26 protein-coding genes and 3 pseudogenes are annotated in these 21,181 nt (G+C 42.4%); 17 read left to right on the forward strand and 12 right to left on the reverse strand.

Features of this window, described 5'->3' with window-relative positions:
- The first annotated feature begins 303 nt into the window (after positions 1-303).
- From B9T16_RS13300 to B9T16_RS13310, 3 genes are all read left to right on the forward strand, one after another.
- Positions 304-534, forward strand: coding sequence for a hypothetical protein (locus tag B9T16_RS13300; RefSeq protein ID WP_006615838.1), 231 nt, complete (start codon positions 304-306; stop codon positions 532-534).
- Positions 535-583: 49 nt separating this feature from the next.
- The gene (locus B9T16_RS13305; RefSeq protein WP_006615837.1) at positions 584-790 is read left to right on the forward strand and encodes a type II toxin-antitoxin system HicB family antitoxin; all 207 of its coding nucleotides are present in this window, start codon (positions 584-586) and stop codon (positions 788-790) included.
- Between the two features lie 82 nt (positions 791-872).
- The gene (locus tag B9T16_RS13310; protein WP_014274414.1) at positions 873-1,082 is read left to right on the forward strand and encodes a hypothetical protein; all 210 of its coding nucleotides are present in this window, start codon (positions 873-875) and stop codon (positions 1,080-1,082) included.
- On the opposite strand, the gene B9T16_RS13315 is transcribed toward B9T16_RS13310, so the two are convergent.
- Positions 1,079-1,249, reverse strand: coding sequence for a hypothetical protein (locus tag B9T16_RS13315; RefSeq protein WP_014274415.1), 171 nt, complete (start codon positions 1,247-1,249; stop codon positions 1,079-1,081). The genes B9T16_RS13310 and B9T16_RS13315 overlap by 4 nt on opposite strands.
- 294 nt (positions 1,250-1,543) lie before the next feature.
- Between B9T16_RS13315 and B9T16_RS13320 the strand changes: the two genes are divergently transcribed.
- From B9T16_RS13320 to B9T16_RS13350, 7 genes are all read left to right on the forward strand, one after another.
- The gene (locus B9T16_RS13320; protein WP_014274416.1) at positions 1,544-2,257 is read left to right on the forward strand and encodes a dynamin family protein; all 714 of its coding nucleotides are present in this window, start codon (positions 1,544-1,546) and stop codon (positions 2,255-2,257) included.
- 18 nt (positions 2,258-2,275) lie between these two features.
- A complete protein-coding gene (locus B9T16_RS13325) occupies positions 2,276-3,598 on the forward strand; it encodes a hypothetical protein (protein WP_410244987.1) in 1,323 nt (440 codons plus the stop codon).
- 564 nt (positions 3,599-4,162) lie between these two features.
- Positions 4,163-4,336: a type II toxin-antitoxin system PemK/MazF family toxin gene (locus tag B9T16_RS13330; RefSeq protein ID WP_410244988.1), complete on the forward strand. Its 174-nt coding sequence runs from the start codon at positions 4,163-4,165 to the stop codon at positions 4,334-4,336.
- Positions 4,337-4,383: 47 nt separating this feature from the next.
- The gene (locus B9T16_RS13335) at positions 4,384-4,515 is read left to right on the forward strand and encodes a hypothetical protein (protein WP_286131330.1); all 132 of its coding nucleotides are present in this window, start codon (positions 4,384-4,386) and stop codon (positions 4,513-4,515) included.
- Between the two features lie 630 nt (positions 4,516-5,145).
- Entirely contained in the window at positions 5,146-6,294 is a 1,149-nt protein-coding gene (locus B9T16_RS13340) for a DNA-methyltransferase (RefSeq protein ID WP_014274421.1), read from the forward strand.
- Positions 6,291-7,145 carry a NotI family restriction endonuclease gene (locus tag B9T16_RS13345; protein WP_410244989.1) on the forward strand — a complete coding sequence of 285 codons (855 nt, stop codon included), beginning with the start codon at positions 6,291-6,293 and terminating at the stop codon, positions 7,143-7,145. Before B9T16_RS13340 ends, B9T16_RS13345 begins: the two co-directional genes overlap by 4 nt.
- A gap of 50 nt (positions 7,146-7,195) precedes the next feature.
- Entirely contained in the window at positions 7,196-7,399 is a 204-nt protein-coding gene (locus tag B9T16_RS13350; RefSeq protein WP_231852092.1) for a hypothetical protein, read from the forward strand.
- A 34-nt stretch (positions 7,400-7,433) separates the two neighbouring features.
- Here the strand turns inward: B9T16_RS13350 and B9T16_RS13355 are convergent, their stop codons facing one another.
- Positions 7,434-7,568 carry a hypothetical protein gene (locus tag B9T16_RS13355; RefSeq protein ID WP_410244990.1) on the reverse strand — a complete coding sequence of 45 codons (135 nt, stop codon included), beginning with the start codon at positions 7,566-7,568 and terminating at the stop codon, positions 7,434-7,436.
- A gap of 13 nt (positions 7,569-7,581) precedes the next feature.
- On the opposite strand from B9T16_RS13355, the gene B9T16_RS13360 reads away from it, so the two are divergent.
- From B9T16_RS13360 to B9T16_RS13370, 3 genes and pseudogenes are all read left to right on the forward strand, one after another.
- Positions 7,582-7,680 carry a hypothetical protein gene (locus B9T16_RS13360; protein WP_126277463.1) on the forward strand — a complete coding sequence of 33 codons (99 nt, stop codon included), beginning with the start codon at positions 7,582-7,584 and terminating at the stop codon, positions 7,678-7,680.
- Between the two features lie 201 nt (positions 7,681-7,881).
- Complete coding sequence (locus B9T16_RS13365) at positions 7,882-8,556, forward strand: type I restriction-modification system subunit M N-terminal domain-containing protein (protein WP_410244991.1); 675 nt, start codon at positions 7,882-7,884, stop codon at positions 8,554-8,556.
- A gap of 63 nt (positions 8,557-8,619) precedes the next feature.
- Positions 8,620-9,582, forward strand: a pseudogene (locus tag B9T16_RS13370) (recombinase); the annotation flags it as partial.
- A gap of 99 nt (positions 9,583-9,681) precedes the next feature.
- On the opposite strand, the gene B9T16_RS13375 reads toward B9T16_RS13370, so the two are convergent.
- The 4 genes and pseudogenes from B9T16_RS13375 to B9T16_RS13390 all read right to left on the reverse strand — a co-directional run bounded on the left by B9T16_RS13375 (position 9,682) and on the right by B9T16_RS13390 (position 12,823).
- Entirely contained in the window at positions 9,682-10,854 is a 1,173-nt protein-coding gene (locus B9T16_RS13375) for a group II intron reverse transcriptase (RefSeq protein WP_410244992.1), read from the reverse strand.
- On the reverse strand, positions 10,844-11,446 hold the full coding sequence (locus tag B9T16_RS13380) for a reverse transcriptase N-terminal domain-containing protein (RefSeq protein WP_410244993.1): 603 nt from the start codon (positions 11,444-11,446) through the stop codon (positions 10,844-10,846). Before B9T16_RS13380 ends, B9T16_RS13375 begins: the two co-directional genes overlap by 11 nt.
- A gap of 696 nt (positions 11,447-12,142) precedes the next feature.
- A complete protein-coding gene (locus B9T16_RS13385; RefSeq protein ID WP_410244994.1) occupies positions 12,143-12,241 on the reverse strand; it encodes a hypothetical protein in 99 nt (32 codons plus the stop codon).
- Positions 12,234-12,823, reverse strand: a pseudogene (locus tag B9T16_RS13390) (IS607 family transposase). Before B9T16_RS13390 ends, B9T16_RS13385 begins: the two are co-directional and overlap by 8 nt.
- Before the next feature lie 866 nt (positions 12,824-13,689).
- On the opposite strand from B9T16_RS13390, the gene B9T16_RS13395 reads away from it, so the two are divergent.
- A complete protein-coding gene (locus tag B9T16_RS13395) occupies positions 13,690-15,285 on the forward strand; it encodes a diguanylate cyclase domain-containing protein (RefSeq protein ID WP_410244995.1) in 1,596 nt (531 codons plus the stop codon).
- Positions 15,286-15,663: 378 nt separating this feature from the next.
- On the forward strand, positions 15,664-16,776 hold the full coding sequence (locus B9T16_RS13400; protein ID WP_006616640.1) for a CAP domain-containing protein: 1,113 nt from the start codon (positions 15,664-15,666) through the stop codon (positions 16,774-16,776).
- Here the strand turns inward: B9T16_RS13400 and B9T16_RS13405 are convergent.
- On the reverse strand, positions 16,741-17,043 hold the full coding sequence (locus tag B9T16_RS13405; protein WP_410244996.1) for a hypothetical protein: 303 nt from the start codon (positions 17,041-17,043) through the stop codon (positions 16,741-16,743). The two genes, B9T16_RS13400 and B9T16_RS13405, sit on opposite strands and share 36 nt — an antisense overlap.
- Positions 17,044-17,144: 101 nt before the next feature.
- On the opposite strand from B9T16_RS13405, the gene B9T16_RS13410 reads away from it, so the two are divergent.
- Positions 17,145-18,548 carry a recombinase gene (locus B9T16_RS13410; protein ID WP_410244997.1) on the forward strand — a complete coding sequence of 468 codons (1,404 nt, stop codon included), beginning with the start codon at positions 17,145-17,147 and terminating at the stop codon, positions 18,546-18,548.
- Between the two features lie 636 nt (positions 18,549-19,184).
- Positions 19,185-19,349 carry a hypothetical protein gene (locus B9T16_RS13415; protein ID WP_410244998.1) on the forward strand — a complete coding sequence of 55 codons (165 nt, stop codon included), beginning with the start codon at positions 19,185-19,187 and terminating at the stop codon, positions 19,347-19,349.
- A 343-nt stretch (positions 19,350-19,692) separates the two neighbouring features.
- Here the strand turns inward: B9T16_RS13415 and B9T16_RS13420 are convergent, their stop codons facing one another.
- The 5 genes and pseudogenes from B9T16_RS13420 to B9T16_RS13440 form a co-directional block, all read right to left on the reverse strand.
- On the reverse strand, positions 19,693-20,013 hold the full coding sequence (locus B9T16_RS13420; protein ID WP_410244999.1) for a hypothetical protein: 321 nt from the start codon (positions 20,011-20,013) through the stop codon (positions 19,693-19,695).
- A complete protein-coding gene (locus tag B9T16_RS13425) occupies positions 20,006-20,278 on the reverse strand; it encodes a hypothetical protein (protein WP_410245000.1) in 273 nt (90 codons plus the stop codon). The genes B9T16_RS13420 and B9T16_RS13425 overlap by 8 nt, the downstream gene beginning before the upstream one ends.
- Positions 20,279-20,296: 18 nt before the next feature.
- Entirely contained in the window at positions 20,297-20,575 is a 279-nt protein-coding gene (locus B9T16_RS13430) for a hypothetical protein (RefSeq protein ID WP_410245001.1), read from the reverse strand.
- A gap of 62 nt (positions 20,576-20,637) precedes the next feature.
- Entirely contained in the window at positions 20,638-20,859 is a 222-nt protein-coding gene (locus B9T16_RS13435; protein WP_410245002.1) for a hypothetical protein, read from the reverse strand.
- Positions 20,860-20,871: 12 nt separating this feature from the next.
- Positions 20,872-21,181, reverse strand: a pseudogene (locus tag B9T16_RS13440) (hypothetical protein); the annotation flags it as partial.

The raw sequence follows: 21,181 nt of genomic DNA on the forward strand, positions 1-21,181 counted from the left end.
TAACGGATAACGGGTTGTCAAGTAGCCATTGCTCCTGGCCACAATCATCATACAGAAAAACTAAAGCGATCGCCAGCCAAGTCAGTTAACTCGTATAAACGCTTCTCCTAAACCCCAGTCAAAGCCTAACACTGCGTTGGAGCCGACCGATTGAGAGGTAATCGGTAAGAATCAAAGGTTATCTGCGACAGCTCCACTCCAGCATCTTAATATTCCCATCTACTCCTGCGACGTAGAAGATTTTGAGTTAGACTTGAAGAATCTAGGGGAGTTGGGGCGATTGTGATTTTTAGGGAGCTGTCTATGTTACTGCAAAACCTGAAGGAAGAAGCTATCAAGTTATCACCGAGCGATCGCCTCGCGTTGGTCAGTGCTATAATTGAGTCCTTGCAGAATACCCCAAGTGCAAAGCCTGATCGTTATGGTGCAATTCGACGAATGCGCGCCTTACTCAAAACAGACCAGCCTGCACCAACTGACCAAGAAGTAGCTGTGATGCTAGAAGAGCATCGGGTGGAGAAATACCTTCAGTGAGAGTTTTAATTGATACCAATATTCTCCTAGATTTTCATGGTGAAAACTGATGAAGTTGACTGTAACACTTGACCGTGACGAAGATGGAGTTTGGGTTGTAGAGTGTCCCAGCATTCCGGGTTGTGTCAGCCAAGGTCAAACGAGGGCAGAAGCTCTAGAAAATATCAGATATGCAATTATCGCTTGCCTTGAAGTTCGTGCAGAACGTGGGCTACCCCTAACGATTGAAACCTGCCAAGTAGAGGTAATGGCGTAATCATGTCCTCTACTCTTCCTGTTCTCAGCGGACGTGAGGTAGTCGGAGTATTTGAAACCTTCGGCTTCACCGTTACACCGATTTGATAGATTATCTGGAACAATGGCTGAAGTCGGCGAGAGTTCAAGGAGCGATCGCGGAGCGTGGCGGTAGCCGTATCGCCTTTTGTCGGGTGAATGTTTGGGAATCCGATAAAAATGCCTTTTCCGGGTTTGATGTATATCGGAATTTACCCTTTCAGTCGGAGCAGATGGAAACCTTCATCCGGCGATTCTTTGCCCAGAGTGATTAAAAACAGTAACTCCTGGCAGTAAAGGCTTGTAGCTTTTTGAGGCTAAGGTGCATATCCCCTTGATTCTGTATAACATCCACATTTAAAAAAGGCTGAACCCCTTGCCAGTTAAAGAATTGGGCGAGGAATGAAGTTTTGTGTATGCTAAATCTAGCAATTTTTGACACCTCGATATTTATGTGCTAAAATCCCAGCACAGCTTAGTTATGGAGGGTTCAGCTTCCTAAAGTCTTAGGTATGTTAGGCTGCTAATCGCCGCCTAATTAATAATGGTTATGTCGCCAGCCCTCGGTGGAGTCGTGGCTAAATGCTGTCGGTTTTGCAGCCAGGTTAAGTTAGACCAGTTGGCAGAGAGTTACACAAGATCTTGAGCAAGGATGAATTAACCCAAATGCCTAAAGATATGGTGATCATACAAACTATATTTCTCTAGTTAAGTCAATTGATTCTAATAACCCATCATGAGTACAGATTTTCTACAACCAAATCTTGAGGACTTGCAACAAGACGTAATAAGTCTACTTAAGAAAATCGAAGAGTTAATGTATCGTGCCAGTAATCTGTTGATTTCTGACCCTTCAGGTAAGAAGTATGCCGGGTTTCAAAAAGAAGTTGTAGATGCCAAAAAGAATGTAGAAGATCTTGAGTTAGTCATGGCGATCGTTGCTCCTATGAAGGCGGGGAAGTCTACGATTATCAACGCGATTGTTGGACAAGATATATTACCTAGTCGGGCATCAGCCATGACTACGTTACCCACGGAAATTATTCTTCGTTCTGATAAAGCACAGCCAGTTTTAGTGCTGAAGCCAAATACTATTTCATGTTTAAAGAGGACTCTTTCAACTCTACAGCAGAAAATTAAAACAAACGGTCTAAATCAGGCAGTTACCAAAATGGCAAAGTATCCCCATTTAACTTCACTGATTCCGAAAATTCAAGATGGCTTCTCGATTCAGTCTGAGATAGGGGGGTTAGAAGGCATCAAACAAACATTAACGGATTTGAATGACATCGTTCGCGTTTGTACAGTTCTTGAGCCGTTGATAGATCCATTAAATCAAGAATATTTTGACGTTCCCTGCATCTATACTCCTTTCTGGAAAGCCACAGATGCTGGTCAATCTAAATTCTTAGGAAATCTCGTTATTGTTGATACTCCCGGACCTAATTAAGCCGGAGAAAACCTGAGATTGTCTGCGGTTGTAGCAGAGCAATTACGCCGAAGTTCAATGGTTCTAATTGTCCTTGACTTTACACAGTTAAATAACAAAGCAGCAGAGGAAATTAAGCGCCAAGTTGAACCGGTTGTTCGATTGTTAGGGAAAGAGAATTTATATGTTCTTGTCAATAAGGTTGATCAAAGAACTGAAAAAGATCCGATGACATCTGAGAAGGTGAAGCAGTTTGTCATTGCTGATTTGGGATTGGGTGAATCAAGTGATGCAGGAAGGGTGTTTGAGGTAGCCGCCAGATGGGCTTTTTGTGCGGCGAGTTTCCTTTCGGAAATGCAACATCACCCTAATATTAAAAAAGAGGAGATGAAAACTGCAAGAGCTTTAGCAGAGCAAGTTTTTGGGATTGATTGGGAAGAGGAACTTGAAGATTGTTCATTGGAACAATTGCAAAAAAAGGCTCAGAGATTATGGAAGAAGTCCGGTTTTGAGCCCTTCTTGGAGAACGCCATCAATGTTCTCATGGAAAGTGCTGCTCCCAGATGTATCAAATCTGCACTTAATCTTAGCCGTCAACGTTTAGAAGAATTGAGAGATGACGTTATACTAAGAAGTAGTGCCATTGCTAAAGACGAAGAGAAACTCAGGTTAGAAGTGGCAGCGTTGGAGCAAGATCTTGAACATCTTGAACTGAGTCGTAAGCGACTTAAAGAAGTTGATAATATCAAGAATCATCTTCAAAAAAATCTTGAAGACTTACTTGGGAAATTAAAGGAAACAGCAGCCATAAGTCTTGAAGATTACTTTGCCAAAGAAGACTATGAGCAAGCTAATTTAATCCAAAGGCTAGACATAGAAGCAAGAAAAATTTTTACGACTCCGCTGGGTAGCTTTGAATTATTTCCTAAATGGATTTCCGAAAGACTGAAAAACGCCGTAGAATTTAAGAGTTCTGGAATCTTGGAATTTAAGAGTGATGATGAAGCAGAGGAATTTGCCAATGGAGCCGTTGCTTATGCCAAGCAACGAGCAGAGAGTCTTCTGGTCGCCTTTCGAGAGGAAACGATTCGCGAGGTTGAGAAAGCACGTTCAAAATTAATGAGTTTTTTGGAACAAGAAACAAACCCCATTATTGAAAGAGCACGTACCCGTCTTAATAAATCTTTTGATATCACCCTTTCTCTACCCCCTCCTGTTGTAGATACATCTGACCATATATCTGTTAATAGACCTCACATTAGAAGCCAAACCAAAACCATAGATCAGGGATATGAAGAAGTAACAGTTAACAAAAGAGTGTGGTGGCATTGGCTTTGGATAATACCAATCGGTCTTACATAAAAACGAAAGCGTCCTAACAAGAATATAGATTATTATACGGTTTCACTAAATGAGTTGATTCCTGAAATAAATTATTCAATGCAAGCGAGTATTACTGCTCTTGAAGAAAGTTTGAATAAGTATCTTGATGATGATTTCCAACAGCGGTTTGATCAATTTTTTGCCTCTTTGGATGCCTATTTAAGTAACTACAGGGATAGCTGAAAGCAGGCTCAGGAAGATCAGCAACTTGCTGCTGAGGAGAAGAAAACGCTTATCAGTGGGTTGAACTCAATTGTCCCAGAGGCAACTGCACAAATAAAAAAGTGTAGAACTTATGCTGAGTATGCCAATTCATTACTCCTAAGACAGTGAGGAGCAAACCATATCGAGGAACTCAAAAAACTAGAGCGTTGAGTTCCTATAGTTAGCGATAAAGCACTGCTCAACTTAGTGAATGGAATTCCCATAAATTGTGACCTTGTACGATTCACAATGTGAAATTAAAAGTGAGTCTCACATATAAACAGTACCGATTGGGAACAAAGCGAATGGGAGTGGTAGCGATCGCATTTCGATGTTTTTTTGGTTAATCTTGACCCCACAATTGGCAGTGAAATTAAGAAAAAACGACCCTGTGCGATGATCTCACAGGATGAAATGAACCTTTATATTGCCACGGTGATTATTGCACCAATGACGACAAAAGGGAAAGCCTACCCGACGGGAATTTCCTGCCAGTTTCATGGTACAGTTTGATCACACCTTGCCATTATTGATATTGTAGGAGTTATTTGTGAAAGCCCGTGACTTGCTCAAGCCAGGTGAAAAGGTGGTTGTTATTTTTACAGCCGAAGGTCGCCAAAACCCAATTCGGTATCTTCCTTGATGTAGCTTTAATTCTGGAAAACTGGCTGAAGTCGGCGAGAGTTGAATGAGCGATCGCGGAGCGTGGCGGTAGCCGTATCGCCTTTTGTCGGATGAATGTTTGGGAAGCCGATAAAAATGCCTTTTCCGGGTTTGATGTGTATCCGAATTTACCCTTTCAGTCGGAGCAGATGGAAACCTTGATCCGGCGATTGTTTGCCCAGAGTGATTAAAAACAGTAACTCCTGGCAGTAAAGGCTTGTAGCTTTTTGAGGCTAAGGTGCATATCCCCTTGATTCTGTATAACATCCACCTTTAAAAAAGGCTGAACCCCTTGCCAGTTAAGGAATTGGGCGAGGAATGAAGTTTTGTGTATGCTAAATCTACCAATTTTTGACACCTCGATATTTATGTGCTAAAATCCCAGCACAGCTTAGTTATGGAGGGTTCAGCTTTCCACATCTTGGGTATGTTAGGCTGCTAATCGCTGCCTAATTAATAGTTAGCTAGCTCGGTAGCAAAGGGTAAGCCCCCTGATTGGTGAATGACACTTATATGGGACAGCAAATGCTGTTACTGAGTAGTTGCAACTATGGAGTTGGGTTGAGCTTTACTTTGAAGCTGCTCTGGACTAATACATTAGCTCTATCTGTTGTAGAATCCCCTAAAGGTTCAAAAACCTGTAGGAGCACTGGTGCTGCTTGAAAGTTCAAGGATCAAAAATGCGAATAGAGGATGATGCTCCATCACAATCACCACAGAACCTTCGGCTACCACTATTTGGTGACTGTCTCATAGTCAATCAAGACTTTCAAGAGCAATTTGAAAATTATCGAGTAAATAAAAGTATCGCCCCTTTGCTTTTGTTGGGAGATGTTCTTGAAGTCATGAAAGAGCTACCCAGTGATTCTTTCGATTGTTGTATGACTAGTCCACCCTATTGGGGAAAAAGAGAATATGACGCAGGCGGAATCGGATGGGAGCCGGATTTCAAGACTTATGTAGATAACTTATGCTCAGTTTTTTCTGAAGTTCATAGAGTTCTGAAGAAAACAGGCTCTTTTTGGCTCAACATTGGCGATTCTTACTACCACAAAAACTTGCTCGGCTTACCGTGGCGTATCGCCTTGAACTTGACAGATAATCAAGGCTGGATCCTAAGAAATAGCGTTATTTGGAACAAAGTTAAAGGAGGACCAGACCATTCTAAGGATAGATTGAGAAATATACATGAAAACCTGTTTCACTTCGTGAAGTCACCAAAGTATTACTATGATATAGATTCTATTCGTTCTTCACCAAGAAAGACGAAAGTAGTGAATGGTTCTGTTGTTTCGGCGACGGGTGTCACTGGGATTCGCTATAAGCGAAAAATCGAGCTATCCACTGACCTATCTGAAAATGAAAAACGCAATGCTTATCAGGCATTGGAAGAAATTCTTCGTCAAGTTTCTGATGGCATTATTTCTGATTTCAGGATGATTATTCGAGGGCAACAAAGAACCACGCATTCTGATTCTGAGAAAGTTTCTGGTCGGGCCAAAGAACTCAAAGAAAAAGGATTTTACTTTCTGAAATATCATCCTAAAGGATCTAAGCCAAGTGATGTTTGGGAAATTCTTCCAGAAGATACTCAAAAACGAGAACTTCACTTTGCACCCTATCCCGTCGATCTTTGTAAAATTCCCATATCTTCTACCTGTCCACCTAACGGAATTATTATAGATCCTTTTTGTGGTACTGGAACTACGATGTTGGTAGCCCAGTTACTTGGCAGAAAGTCCTGCGGGATAGATATTTCCCATCATTACTTAGAGATAGCGAAAGCCAGAAGTGAAACAATTTTATGAGTAAAATAATTGAGATTTTTGGATATTCAATAAATCAACCCGAACATATAGATTGGACAAGTCTTATTCGAGAGCAACATTGTCCATATTTACAAAGGCGTTGTATAAAAGTCCGCAAAAGTCAACCTGATATATCCATAGGTACCTGCTCAGTAATCTATGGCAAAAATGCGATTCCGGTCATCATTTGTCCTCATAGGTTGCTAGAGAGAAAACAGATCTTCATAGACTGCTTACACTTGTTAACGAACCATGAACCTGGAAATGAATTGCATCTGGTTTCAGAAATTTCAATTCCAGGAGGGAATGTGGATTATTTTCTCGTATCTGCCTTAAATAATAAGGTGAAGGATTTTGTTGGCATTGAACTCCAAACGCTGGATACAACCGGTACTGTGTGGCCGGAACGCCAACGGTTACTTGAAGAACTGGGAGTTCCTACAGAAGATAACCAAAGTCAATCCCAAAAGACCTTCGGTATGAACTGGAAAATGACAGCTAAAACAATCCTTATACAGCTACATCATAAAATTGAGACTTTTGAGCATATCAATAAAAAGCTGGTTCTTGTAATTCAAGATTGTTTCCTAGATTATATACAGCGTGAATTTAGCTTTTCACATATCAGTCATCAAGCTCAATTAGGAGATTCTATGCATATTCATGCCTATCAAATGACGGAGCAACCAGACCATTCTTTGAGGTTAGCGTTGGGTTGTCGTTTAAGTACAGATGTGGAGGGTATTGCTAGATGCCTTGGTCTTCAAGCCGAGGCGAATATTGAACTTGAGCAAATCGTTAAAGCCTTAGAATCGAAGTTGTCAGTGAACACTGTGTTTACTCCTGTGTAACTTATTGACTAGTTAACACTGCGTTGGTGCGGACGGAACAGAGGTTATCGGTGAGAGTCTGGCAGTTGCCAATTAGCGATCGCTGGCGTTTAGTCCAGTGCTTGTTAACTTCAATTCAACAGGAAACCCTCACCGTGAATTCATCAACAAAAAATGTGAATTATTTTGCGGAGCTTCATCCCTGGACTCAAAGCCTCATTAAAGTCATTCAGTTAGGAACAGAAGAACCCCCAGAACCTTATGTAGACTACTAGAGGAGAAGTACAGGTAAAGCAGGCTGATGCTCCATCAATTGACCGCTTCTTGGCTTGTGGTTACAATGTAGTTACATCCTGCCTTTAAGGCGATCCAAGCATCAGCAAAGTGATTATAACCCGAATCGTTAAAATGGGCAACTCCCAAAACACGACCCTGTGTGATCATCTCACCCTATGAAATGAACCGTTATATTGCCACGGTGATTATTGCACCAATGACGACAAAAGGGAAAGCCTACCCGACGGGAATTTCCTGCCAGTTTCATGGTACAGTTTGATCACACCTTGCCATTATTGATATTGTAGGAGTTATTTGTGAAAGCCCGTGACTTGCTCAAGCCAGGTGAAAAGGTGGTTGTGATTTTTACAGCCGAAGGTCGCCAAAACCCAATTCGGTATCTTCCTTGATGTAGCTTTAATTCTGGAAAACTGGCTGAAGTCGGCGGGAGTTCAAGGAGCGATCGCCTTTTGTCGGGTGAATGTTTGTAATTGGGGCGATTGGTTTCCCATATAATGTTTCCTTAGTAAACGAACGATCGCCTTTTGTCCCTATGCCTAAATCAGCCCCATCCCCAAAAAATAATGGTGCCAGTCTTGGTTATGAGGCGGAACTTTTCAAGGCAGCCGACAAGTTACGCGGCAATATGGAGCCCTCCGATTATAAGCACGTTGCCCTGGGGCTAATATTTCTCAAGCACATCTGCGATCGCTTTGAGACTCGACAGCGAGAACTAGCCGAGGAATACCCCGAAGGCGTGGAAGATTCCGATGAGTATGCAGCAGAAAATGTGTTTTGGGTGCCCCAGGCGGCGCGGTGGTCGCACCCGCAAGCCAACGCCAAGCAGCCGACCATTGGCAAGCTGATTGATGAGGCTATGCTGGCGATCGAAAAGGAGAATTCCTCCCTGAAGGGGGTTCTGCCCAAGGAATACGCCCGCCCCGCCTTGAATGCCGTAATGCTGGGGGAGTTGATCGACCTGATCTCTAACATTGCCCTAGGGGAGGCGCAGGACACCGCCAGGGATGTATTGGGGCGGGTGTATGAGTATTTTCTCGGCCAGTTTGCCGGGTCCGAGGGCAAGCGAGGGGGCGAGTTTTACACCCCGCGATCGGTGGTGCGGGTGATGGTGGAGATGCGTCTACATAGCCTATAACCCCTATTCTACCGTTACTTAGGTGTTACTCAAAACCATAGCAGGATAACAAGTGAGTAAAAAATGAGTAACGATATCAATACCCCTACAGTAGGGGGAAAGGGTAACTATGACGGGGGCTATGCTAGATTCTTGAAAGCCTATCAGGAGTTTAAGGGTGAGTGTCCTAGGGGGGTTAGCCTTAAAATCCAGAAGTCAGGGCTTAGGTACAATCTCTTATTGCAGTTTAAGCAACCACCTACCGGGAAACGCAGCTCCAAAACGGCTAACCTTGAGTGTACTCCAGAAGGGGTGATAGACGGCGTCAAGAAAGCTAAATTGGTATCTGAAGCCCTAGGGACTATCACTAGCGCTAGTGAATTTTGGGATTGGTACGATAAAACCATCCTAGGGAAAAATCAGATTGAGGATAATCTGATAACCTACCGGGAAATATTTCAACAACTGGAGGATGAGTATTTTGCCGGGTACAACCGCAACACAGGAAGGAAACGTTCTCGCGATATCGTAAGCGATTTAACATCTTACCATCAAAGTAAAGGGGTATATTTTGACCAGTTTCCTAACTGGGATATTCACCCCACGTGGGAGGGCTTTAAAGCTATGCTATACACTCCCCTAAGTAACGGGGAACAATTAGTAGGTTCCAAAACATTTAAATAACGTTACTACATCTTAAAAGCCATAGCTAAGAAATCACCTAACAAAGAACACTTGCTTAAACAGCTTGAACCTATTAACCCCAAACAAACGCAATTCATAAAGAAACAACGGATAGCTGTTGATGTATTTAAGGATTGGTGGCTTAATACTAAACAGGAAGCCTATAACATTAAAAACCCTCAACATCAATCATCCCGGCATAGTTGGTTATGGGTGACGGGTATGGCAGTAATGTACGGACTGAGGCCAACTCAAATAGCTGCGGCCGTTAATCTAACTAAACCATTTGTAACCGAAGACGGTATCACTATCAAAGCACTGTCAGACCCTGATAATCAAGATAACTACTTGGTATTAGGGGATTAATTAGGGGTCGAGATAGACCTCACGGTCTACCCCTCCCATTCAAAACCGTACTTGAGACTTTCACCTCATACGGCTCCTAGTTTGACCGTCTACTTGTTAAGAGTACAGCATCATCTCTTCATCAAGAGCTGTTTTATCGTCGTGACAATGGCGATGTAATAATTGAATATTCTTGTAGTCATCCTTTCCGCCTTGGCTTCTAGGTACAATGTGGTCTATTTCAATTAAATCTGATGGGGTAAAGAATTGCCCACACCAGGTACATCTACCTTTTTGCTTTTTGAGTAGTTTTGCTACCCTATTTGGCGTATCGATTGCTCGTCCTTTCCTGGTTGCCCAGTAGGTCCAATTTCCGTCGTATGGTGTTGCGTCAGGGCGTATTAAGGTATGTCTGACAATTGGAGTCCAGTTGTGTTTGAATAGATGTAACCCATCTTTGGTTTGGAACAGCCAATTTTCGTGTCTTTCTTTCCCATTGCTAAGTTTAATTGTTCCATGTCTGAAATAATTTCTTAGCTTTTCGTGACTTGCCTTTCCGCATCTTGATATTGTCCATGCCCGTAACATTTGCCAAACTGTTTTGTCTAGCTTATTGAAGGTCTCTGATGAGACTACCGCTGAATAATAGTTTGACCATCCCCGAATAATTGGGTTTAGATGATTAATCAGGGCTGATTGAGGTGCAGTTTTATGTTGTTTAATTACACCTTTTATCGCTTCTGTGTGGGCTTTAATTGCTTTGTTGCTGGGTTTTATGTGGGTTTTATGTCCGATTAATCGTCTTGCTGTCCCGCCTGTTTTCCCAGTTTTATGTTTTCCTACTGGATATTGCCTGATATTGAATCCTAGAAAGTCGAACCCTGGATTCTCTGTCTTGCCGCCATACTCAATAGTTTTGAGTGTATGACAGATTCGAGTCTTTTCAGGTTTTATTTCTAGTCCTACAGGTTTTAGCCATTCAGAAATAGCAGTTTGGCACTGTTCAATGATTCCTAGGTCTTTGGAGATGACCACAAAATCATCGGCATATCTTATAAGGTTCACCTGAGTGGTTGTGCCTTTATTTGGATACATTCCTTTAACTAGCCTTTCTATTCCCAACAGTGCGATGTTGGCGAGTATTGGACTTATTATCCCTCCTTGAGGTGTCCCTGTTTCTGTATCCTCGAATACACCGTTGTCTAGCACTCCCGCTTTGAGCCATTGTTTCAGGTCTCTTCTTAGGCTGCTTGGACAATGAATTTTGGACAGTAGGTAATCATGGTTCACGGTAAGAGCATTTTGCTATATCAGCATCAAGAACATAGTATTGTCCTTGATTTATGGCAGTATAAATTCTGCTTATTGCGTCATGGGCAGACCGTCCAGGACGGAACCCGTAGCTTGTGCCTTCAAACCTCGATTCCCATTCGGGTTCAAGGGCCGACTTAACCAGAGCTTGCCTCGCTCTATCTTGGATTGTGGGTATACCTAGCGGACGTTTTTCATTCCTACCAGGTTTTGGAATCCACACCCGTCGCAGTGGTTTTGCTTTGAGGTTTCCCTTAATGTTTTCAACAAGTTCTAACCTTTGTCGTGGAGAGATTACTCTTATTCCATCAACTCCAGCTGTTTTCTTGCCTTGATTGTCTTGAGTCACTCGTCGCACTGCTAAGAGTCTGGCATAATATGATTTCACCAATAGACGTTGCAACCTTCTTACCTTTGCATCTTGTCCCGATTTAGCTGCTTGAAATATACTCTTTTGGAGCTTGAAAACTTTCCGTTGAACCTTAGTCCACGGGATTGCCTTCCATGCGTTGCTCGTAGTCTTGATTGGTTTTGGTTTCCCAAATCCTTTCTTTAAACTCGCTATCGCCATCTGTACACCTACTAGACTCTATTTCTTACAATCAAACCGTGACCTGTTAGCATATCCCTGTCATTACAGCAGGGCGTTGGCTTTTGGTCACATCTCATCCCCTAATAGGCTTACGCTTACACTTTCACTACTGACTTTCTCGACCAGATTGTCAGAGCCTAGAAGGGGTTAAAACGTTCCGTTTGTATGGGCATTCCATCTTTAGATTTGTCCTATCCACCGAGGTACTTTTAAAGGTCTGTGTAGGTAGATATAAGATTCTCCTACTTTTCCCTATACTCTTTTGAGCGCAGCGTATCAACCTATTTCGCTGCTTACTTATTACGATGGTTCAAGCCGGACATTCGGTTTCCCTAATCATGGATGGTTGGCAGTGGTCGCATCTGGTAGTAGGTTCTACTTCACGCCTTCCGTTCCCCGCTTCAGTCCTGGGGTTGTGATTCCCAAATCTGGGGGTGGCTATCGCCGTTACCCTAACTTCCTAACTTTTACTTATCCATTTCTGGGCTTCCTATAAGGAATTTGTATAAGTTAGTTCGTTTTGACCTTGGGTTTCCTGCCTCGTTTTGTATCGTTTTGATACTAAACTTCGGGACGTACAAACAGTTCTAGGGATGGTCAGGAGTGCGCTCCTTATATTTAACCAAGGGGTTAAAGTCCCTACCAGGTGGTTATTTCGGGCATTGCAGCCTTATTTCATACCTGAACGTCTCGCACCTTAGTTTTAAGTATGGCAATGGCTTGATTAAAGCACCATCGGGCTGCGGATATCCATTGAAACCACGTCTTAGCCAAGGCTGTCTCTGGGTAAATCCGAATCTTCTTTGATAACAGACTTGTATTTCCTGAGTCCGTACCATCGACAACTGAAGACGTGGACAATGGCAAGGATATCTTCAACCATTTCTGGTTCTGGAGATAAGTCACGTTTGTTGAGAACCACGAGTTGGCAATTTTGCTGTTGACAGAACCATTCGATGAGGTCAAAACCGAACCGAACGAGTCGGTCTTGGTGCGAGACCACAACTTCTCTGACGTTTCCTGACAGAACTTGTCCCAAAAGGGAAAGTAATCCTTTGCGCTTGTAGTTGAGTCCGGAGCCGATGTCTTTGATAATGAGTCCGTCTGTGAACATCGATTGCAGGTAATTTGCTTGTCGTTACTGGTCTGATTTTTGTTTGTACGAGCTAACTCTGGCGTAAAGGATTCTGATTCTGGTATCGCCTTTTGGATTGACAACGGAATCGATAGCGTACCGTCGATGACCCGCAGGAGTTATAATTGTGCATATTTTTCCGTCTCTATCCCAGTAACGCACAGTGTTCTTTCTGAGACTTGAAGGATTTGAGACGCTTCCCTCGGTGTTGCATATTTCATGGTTGTTGTTTGACACTGTAGTCAATATACTACCATAACTGGAGAAATATTTCTGGAAATATCTTGAAATTACCTGTTAATCCCCCTCTAATCCGAAACAGTTTGACGCACCCTAGGCGCGGATAGTTCAGGGTATATTCACAAAATGTCGTTTTTGTCAAGAGGCGGATTTGGGGCGATCGCTTTTTCCTCAAAAACTCGTGCATCGGGATTTTAAAATTTTACTCGGATAATTTTATGAGGGGCGATATAATCATGGTTTTAGCTGCTTTTTTGGCGTATAGACACAGCAAGCCCTTGGAAGCGATTTATATGATGATACTCTAACCCGCATCCTGTCGTCAAGTTTTTGAGAGAAGTTATCAACAAAAATTTATCAATCTTTGGAAAATCAAAAGTTTTTGCCGAAATACATCAGGGAAACTTAACTACAGCTTGTTCACCAGTCGCTTAATACATTGCCCTCATCACCCTAAATCCCTCAATACATCAGGGAAACTTAACTACAGCTTGTTCACCAGTCGCTTAATACATTGCCCTCACCCTAAATCTGGATCCCAGAGAGGGAGAGGGACTTTGAGAGGTGATCAGATCATTTCTGAACAGGCTGTAAAGCCGGGATTAGTTTGAGTAGTTATGGCTATGTAGTTTTGTAGAGTCCCTGAAGGGAGCAACTGATCGGTGGGCCATTAGCCAGTTAAAGATGGAGATATTTCGTCTAGGGAATAGCCCATCATAGCAGGGCTGTATCTACTGTTATATCAAGATTTGTATCGCTCAGGAACAAAGTCCGAAAAACCAACTTATCCTAAAAGAAAGACCGTTTAATAATAACAAAAAGCTAATAAAAATTGAGGTAAACCAGAATGATGGATAAGTATTTGTGTCCGTGCTGTTCTGAGCCGCTTCTCATTCATATTATCGCCCATAAGAAAATTGGCTTTTGTATGAACTGTCATCAGGAAATGCCACTAATTGAGCAAAGTCGGCAAATGGCTACTGTGACCGAACCTGTAGATGTTAGCACCATAAACACAGAGCAACTGAGTCGGGATCAAGTATCTCGGTGGACCCTCCAGACCACGGCGGCGGGAATTTGGATTTTGGATCGCCAGACGAAGACGGCATTTGTTAATCCGAAAATGGCAGAAATCCTGGGATATACTCCGGAAGAGATGATTGGTAAATCTCTGTGGAAATTTATGGATGAGAGACACCCGGCATTTTCGGCGATCGCTCACCAAAATCACCCAGGCGATCGCGAAGAGAAATATAATCTGAGTCTGCGACAGCGTTTAGGAAAATCGGTTTGGGTAACACTGTCGGTGCGTCCCCTATTTGATGAAGAAAACCAGTTTGAAGGAAATCTCTGCATTGCCATTGACACCAGTTCCCAAAAAGTGATGGAAGATGCCATCAAGAAACAATCACAACGGGAAGAAGCCATGGAAAGGTTAACCCAAGTGATCCGAAATTCCCTGAATTTAGAGCGGATCTTTCAGATGGCAGTGACTGAACTGGGGAAAATTTTTAAAGTCGAGTCGGTGCAAATTGTGCAGTTTATTGCCCAAGGCAAATCATGGTTAAATAGGGCTGAATATCGACAACCGACTAATTCTATATTGGCTAAAATCCCATCTAATTCGGGTAAAACCTACACTAAACAGGTGGGGTCGGAATTACCGTCAGTGTTGCGATCGCTAACCCTGAAGGTCCCCAATTCCCAAGATGAAGCCACCATTCAAGACTTCCTACAAAGCTGTCCAGGGGGGTGGCTACCAATTCCCCTGTATAGTCGCAGTCGTTTATGGGGAAGTTTAAGCCTAGTGATGACTGACCCCGGTTATCAGTGGCAAGAGTCCGACCTGAAACTGATCCATGGTTTTGCGAATCAACTGTCGATCGCCATTTATCAAGCCGAACTCTACCACCAACTAGAAGAGTCCAACCGCAAACTCCAGCAACTTGACATCATCGACAGTCTCACTGGACTGGTAAGCCGTCATGGTTTTAATGATTATCTCAGTCGCCAATGGCAGCGAATGATGGAGGAACAAGCGCCCCTATCTCTGATTTTATCGCGCGTTGAAGATTGGGAACAATACCGAGAGCAACAGGGTGACAACGCCGCTGATCAATGTTTGCGTAATATTGCCAAAATCATTAAACATACCGTCACCCACCCTCACGGTTTGGTTGCTCGTTATCAACAGGCAGAATTTGCGGTATTATTGCCTTCTACCAATGCTCGATGGGCGGTTCGCTTAGTAGATACTATCCAGGAACAAATTGGACAACTTAGCCAAGTGTCGATTTATTCCCAAAGATTACTCAGTTTTGGGGTTGCCAGTAGCACTCCGGCGATCGGTTTACAGACTCAAACTTTAACCACGGCGGCGGAACAAGCCCTTAATCGCGGTGCTTCTCGATTTTGTCAGTGTCTGCTTTCCCAAAAAGACTAACAACAGAGTTGTTGTCGATTAGCCAACAATTATGAAACCCTCCCATGCCTTCTGATTCCATTACTGACATTCCTCAATGGCCTCTGACAATCTGGGCGATGCCTTTCTATCTGCGATCGCCTTTGGTTTCTATCGCTGCAAGCCCCATATAATAGGGATTTGTCCGCGATTTTACCATCTATTTATCCAAAATTGTTTGGCTGTCAAAATATCTAAAAGCCCGGCACTTAGACAATATTTATTAGCATATTGATGGGGAAATTAACATTAAATGATGCTAAGAATTATCACTATATGTAATTATTTGTAAACTCCTAGGCACTTTCATAAAAATCGTCTACCATAGACAAAATTGGCAACCATCATCTACATGGAATCATGCTTTTCGACATCATCACCGAAAACGGATTAGACTTGGGTATAGCTACTCCTGGTAATGACAGAATTATCATGTCTGAACTCCCCCCAGAACAGCTCGCCTATTTCAGATCCTCACCTTTTCCAGATGCGATCGCTCTGTTGGCGGGAAATGATTATGCAGTTAATGATAATACCGGACGCATTTTTTACGGAAACCAAGGTAATGACACCATTATTGGCGGCGGTGGCAATGATACCCTTTTTGGTGGTAAGGATAATGACTTATTAGAAGCAGGTGGCGGTAATAATATTCTATTCGGTAATTTGGGTAATGATACCCTAATTGGAGGGTCGGGAAACGATAGTCTTTATGGCGGCGCTGGTAATGATGTCATTATTGGAGGTCCGGGAAATAGTCTCATATCCGGCGATAAAGGCTTGGATACCTTAACAGGAGGGGGAGGCGCTAATCAATTTATCCTAGCTCCATCAACTGCTGACCGGGATCTAATTACTGACTTTCAGCCGGGAGTTGATCAAATTATTGTTTCTAATGGCGATCGTCAATTAGTCGTTCAAGCCCTAGACCCTTTCACCACCCAAATTCTCGAAAATGGCGGCGTATTAGCCACATTAAATAATGTCAGCATTTCATCTATTAGTACCAATGACTTTATCGGTGGCAGAATATTCATTCAAAACACAACCACAAATAATCCTGATGATGGACCTAACCAAGTCTTTGAGCAACAAGTCCTACAACTGGTCAACCAAGAACGCGCCCAGGAGGGTTTACAGCCCTTATCCTTAAACCGCCTATTAACTCAAGCCGCACGAAACCATAGCACCAACATGGCGTGGCAAGATTTCTTTAGTCATACTGGGCTTGATGGTTCTAGCCCCAGTGACCGCGCCCGAGCCGTAGGATTTACATCTGGGGTCGGAGAAAATATTGCCGCAGGTCATCGTACACCAGAATCTGTGGTTGAGGGGTGGATGGATAGCCCAGGACATCGCGAGAATATCCTCAATCCTAATTATACCCAAATTGGTGTTGGTCACTACTTCCTCAGCAATGACACTGGAAGTTTTAATTTAAACAACTACTGGACTCAGAAATTTGCCTTTTAGCAGTAGGTTGGGTGTAGGTACGAAACCCAACATCTTACTGAGTAGGTTGGGTGTAGGTACGAAACCCAACATCTTGCTGAGTAGGTTGGGTGTAGGTACGAAACCCAACATCTTGCTGAGTAGGTTGGGTGTAGGTACGAAACCCAACATCTTGCTGAGTAGGTTGGGTGTAGGTACGAAACCCAACATCTTGCTGAGTAGGTTGGGTGTAGGTACGAAACCCAACATCTTGCTGAGTAGGTTGGGTGTAGGTACGAAACCCAACATCTTAACTGCGGGTACGCAACCCACTATAAAGCCTATAACCCCTATTCTACCGCCGTTCTAATGCACTCAAAAGCGATCGCACATTTAGGAGTTAGTGCCAAATGAGTGCAAGTACAAACAGTACACATAGTGGTACATATCAAGGCTTTGAGGATATTCTTGAGTTTTTCAACCTATCCCGCAAACAATGTCCCAAAGGTGTCAGGATTAAGCGTAACCGGGGGACAATCCAACTAGATATCACCACTGACCCAGAAACCGGGGGACGTAAACAAAGGGGGTGTAATTGTCAATTTACCTCAGAGGGTATCCGTAAGGCTGTTGATAAGGCCTGGTTAGTTCATAAATCCCTTGACGGACAATTTCAGTCGGTGTCTGAATGGCTCGACTGGTACAAGGCTACTATCCTTGATGAAAACAAAACTCCCCTAGAGAATGACTTAATCACCTACCGTCAAGTGTTTAAAGAGATGGAGGATGATTACTTTAACGGAGTTCACAAAAACACTAAGCGCAAACGTTCCCGTGATATAGCTAGTGACAGAGCCTCTTTTAAGCGCTGTTTCTTAGATGTATTTAACAAAGTTACAAACTGGGATAGTTACGTTACCTGGGAGGGTATAAAAGAAGCCTTGTATACTCCATTGCCAGACGGTAGCAGCCCGGTAGGACATAAGGATTTTAAGGACCGATATTACAAGTTAAGGCAGGTAGCGGAACGGGCTGACTGCAAGAAAGCGCTAGAGAAGTTAGAAAAAATTGACCCTACCCAAACAGTATTTGCTGAATCCCAAAGTATAGACTTGGATACCTTGTTAAGTTTACTAGACAAAGAACGCAACACTGATTATCGTTCTGTCAAAGACAATAATGCGCGTGATGGTTGGTGTTGGGTTAGTGCAATGTGTACTTTATATGGGTTAAGACCGTCTGAAGTAGCAGCAGGTCAAAATTTAACTAAGCCAGTTAAGATTGATAACATTACCTTCCCAGCCATATCTGACCCTACCAACATTGAGTTAGTGTTAGTGATTGGAGAATTTACCTATTTTGGGGGTTCTACTAAGACAGGTTGGAGGTTAGCTATCCCAATGAGTAAAGACAAGGTTCTAATTAACCGCCTAGGGATTCATAACGTCTACTTACCTGTTACTAAGTCTAAAAACCTTGGTATGTTTAACGATAATCACCGTRMMTGGTTATCACAACATAAYTGGGGATTTACTCAAGCTTATGCTTTCCGTCATCTTGGTAACCAACTGGGAGAGATGAATGGGATACCACAGGAAATCAGAGCGCGTTCGTTTGGTCACTCGGTAACGGTTAATGACAGCAAGTACAAAAAACGTCGCAACCTTGCCACAGAGTTAGGTATCCTGACGCAACATCAAAGGCAACCATTACCGCTAGAGATGGGGAAACAAGTCCTGATTAATATCGGCATTAATCCAGACCTACCAGAGGTTAAGGCAATTATCAGAGCTCTTTACCAGCTTGATGATTAATCCCCAATAAACCCACAACACAATACCCCCTAGGCTAAATACCTAGGGGGTTTTCCTTTTGCACTAACTCCTAATAATGCRATCGCTTTTGAGTGCACTAAAGTAACGGTAGAATAGGGGTTATAGGCTTTATAGCGGGTTCAAATCCCACCCTCTCCGTTTAACTTAAACCCTTATCATTATTGCGATAGGAGGAAATTAACTAACCCGATAGTCGTACCGTTACACTTAATATGCACTCCATTCAGTCTTAGCACACGGGACGATTAGTGTATATCCCTTAGCAACAAATCTTAATTATTGACGGGTTAATCAATAAGCACAACTTAATCAATCTGTCAAATGCCTACTATCTCCCCCTAACCAAACACAGACAGGGTAACTCCCTTGTGATACCCGTCAATGGCAAGCCTATCGGTTCGTTCCTCACCATTGACTGCTATCACGTCGGTCGCACCCCCAAGAGTGTTTGTTTCGGTTAGGGGGAGGGTATGGGTTCAATTTTGCAGGATATTGCCTAAAGCTACCAGTGCTAACCATAGAAAGGTATGAGTGCGATCGCAGTGGGATTTATCTATGGCTCAAAGTCAACATGATAGCTGTAGGTAGCTATAGGGGGAACCCACTAGGTTATCAATGTACAACGATACCCCTATCAATGTACAAAGATATCAGGCTGCCTATCCGGTTATCTATGGGAGTCAGATTATTAGTGAAATCTTGAGGAGCCTACTCACTACCAACAAAATGCGATCGCAAAACCTAAACTATCTCCTACCGGAATCAACCCGATACCCCTAAACAACTTTTCAACTGGTGACTTGTTTCGTCATCTCTCGCTGATACCTACATAATCCTAGGCAATTGCCTTACCATCGAAACCGATACCCACATAATCCTCAGCAAATCTCCAATTTATAGGGGTACTGGGTTCCGCACAGGATGATTACCCCTAATAGACGGGTTAAGGTTTTGGCTTAGGGTGTTTATTGTGGGTAAATTAGGGGTAAGCATTCATATAAATGATTTCCTTTAAAGGAAATCCTTTAAAGGAAACGAAAAATATGAATGAACCCCTACAGTCAGAAACCATAGGGGGTCATTTAAGTTATTGGGGTAGCTGTTATCTGTTAGGGTTTAGGTGTTAGGCTGTTCTGCACTTAGCAATCATAGCTAACGCTGCTTCTGTTAGCTTATCTACAGTAACTTGGTCAGCTTTCCCTATGTAAATGTGATGATTGACGCTACCATCCCACCCTTTGAGGTTCCAGTAGGTAAAACCATTGATTGAGAGTTTTTTGCACGCTGTAAATCGTTTACCATTAACCTCCACTGAAAAGGATTTATTGGTTTCTAGGTATTTAAACCATTCTAAAGAACCTACTTCGATACAGATATTACCATGACCTACCAGAAACCCTTTATAAGCCCCTGTTAGTGTGACTACCGGGAGTAATTTAGGCATTAAAATCACCTCCTAGTAAGATATCGCTGTTATAACTATTGCCACTAAAATCGGACATAAATGACACTGGTTGAATAACTGCCTCTTGAGACAATATCCATTGTTTCTGTACCGTCATAAAATCAATAGCGGCATTATGGGCTATTTCGGCTAATTTTATCCTGGTGTCTTGATTAGCGTAGGGAATATCACGTGACATCATTTGAGCGTAAATATCGCGCGCTAATTCCGTGACAACCATTAACCTTGCTTGTTCTTCATTCATGATTTTATTTCCTATTGATTAATTGAACCTGTGATAATCATTATCGGGGTGATTTTGATTATTGTTGTGTTCTGTAATTTTTGCATTAAGCAAGGCTTCAATGCCTTTGAGTAACTCAATTTCCGCGTTTAAAAAATGCCTGTGGATTTGAATAAATTCGACAATTTCATCAAATTGTTCAGGCGTGATAGCAAGTTCTACTAAGTCAAGTAATCCTACCGCGTTAGGATTTAGTCGATTACTCATGTAGCTATATTCTACTACGTTTAATCCGGGCGTACTTGATTTGATTGACATGGATTTATCCTTTGATAGTGGTTAAGTTGTGATAGTTTAACGTCATTTCGGACGGGTTTAAATTATTCGATTTTAGTCAGCAAATGTTTAATGTAATTAAGCTGTTTGAGCGATAATTGTTTTTTCGCTTCTGCTAAGGATAACTCAACCTCGCAATCATTCATTATTGAAATTAACGTTTCCTTAGCGTCTTCTTTATTAGCGTTGTAGACTGTACTATCTACCATTGATTTAAATGTTTTAAACCGTGCCTGTATAATGGCATTTGTGTTGGTTTTAGTCATTTTTTTGGTCTCCTATATGATGTGTTTCCAAACATTTTTGCCGTTCTGATTTATCATATTATATCCTCTATTTTTCATTAGATTAGTCAACTCTGAAGCATTAACGCGACTATCAAGATATCCATCTGTTTTAGCTCTCTCAATGGCTTCTTTTAACGCTTTCAGGTCGATATCAGTTACAACCTCGGTTAACTCAGGACATCCCGCGTTAATTGCCTGGTTATTTTGTTTCATTTTTGCCTCAATACCTTGAGTGATAAAACTGTCTAAAAATTGTTCAGTACCTGATGATATAGTCAAGATTTTTTCATTAACAAAATCC

Origin of the sequence: Arthrospira sp. PCC 8006 (genome assembly GCF_046480465.1) — a bacterium.
Classification (GTDB): domain Bacteria; phylum Cyanobacteriota; class Cyanobacteriia; order Cyanobacteriales; family Microcoleaceae; genus Limnospira; species Limnospira platensis.

Coding starts and splice junctions, on each gene's coding strand:
- B9T16_RS13420 (WP_410244999.1), bottom strand. CDS start 20,013: ATGCCTAAATTACTCCCGGTAGTCACACTAACAGGGGCTTATAAAGGG.
- B9T16_RS13305 (WP_006615837.1), top strand. CDS start 584: ATGAAGTTGACTGTAACACTTGACCGTGACGAAGATGGAGTTTGGGTT.
- B9T16_RS13320 (WP_014274416.1), top strand. CDS start 1,544: ATGAGTACAGATTTTCTACAACCAAATCTTGAGGACTTGCAACAAGAC.
- B9T16_RS13405 (WP_410244996.1), bottom strand. CDS start 17,043: ATGTTGGGTTTCGTACCTACACCCAACCTACTCAGCAAGATGTTGGGT.
- B9T16_RS13355 (WP_410244990.1), bottom strand. CDS start 7,568: ATGATCACACAGGGTCGTGTTTTGGGAGTTGCCCATTTTAACGATTCG.
- B9T16_RS13360 (WP_126277463.1), top strand. CDS start 7,582: ATGAACCGTTATATTGCCACGGTGATTATTGCACCAATGACGACAAAA.
- B9T16_RS13430 (WP_410245001.1), bottom strand. CDS start 20,575: ATGTCAATCAAATCAAGTACGCCCGGATTAAACGTAGTAGAATATAGC.
- B9T16_RS13300 (WP_006615838.1), top strand. CDS start 304: ATGTTACTGCAAAACCTGAAGGAAGAAGCTATCAAGTTATCACCGAGC.
- B9T16_RS13435 (WP_410245002.1), bottom strand. CDS start 20,859: ATGACTAAAACCAACACAAATGCCATTATACAGGCACGGTTTAAAACA.
- B9T16_RS13425 (WP_410245000.1), bottom strand. CDS start 20,278: ATGAATGAAGAACAAGCAAGGTTAATGGTTGTCACGGAATTAGCGCGC.
- B9T16_RS13380 (WP_410244993.1), bottom strand. CDS start 11,446: ATGGCGATAGCGAGTTTAAAGAAAGGATTTGGGAAACCAAAACCAATC.
- B9T16_RS13365 (WP_410244991.1), top strand. CDS start 7,882: ATGTTTGTAATTGGGGCGATTGGTTTCCCATATAATGTTTCCTTAGTA.
- B9T16_RS13400 (WP_006616640.1), top strand. CDS start 15,664: ATGCTTTTCGACATCATCACCGAAAACGGATTAGACTTGGGTATAGCT.
- B9T16_RS13415 (WP_410244998.1), top strand. CDS start 19,185: ATGTACAACGATACCCCTATCAATGTACAAAGATATCAGGCTGCCTAT.
- B9T16_RS13395 (WP_410244995.1), top strand. CDS start 13,690: ATGATGGATAAGTATTTGTGTCCGTGCTGTTCTGAGCCGCTTCTCATT.
- B9T16_RS13345 (WP_410244989.1), top strand. CDS start 6,291: ATGAGTAAAATAATTGAGATTTTTGGATATTCAATAAATCAACCCGAA.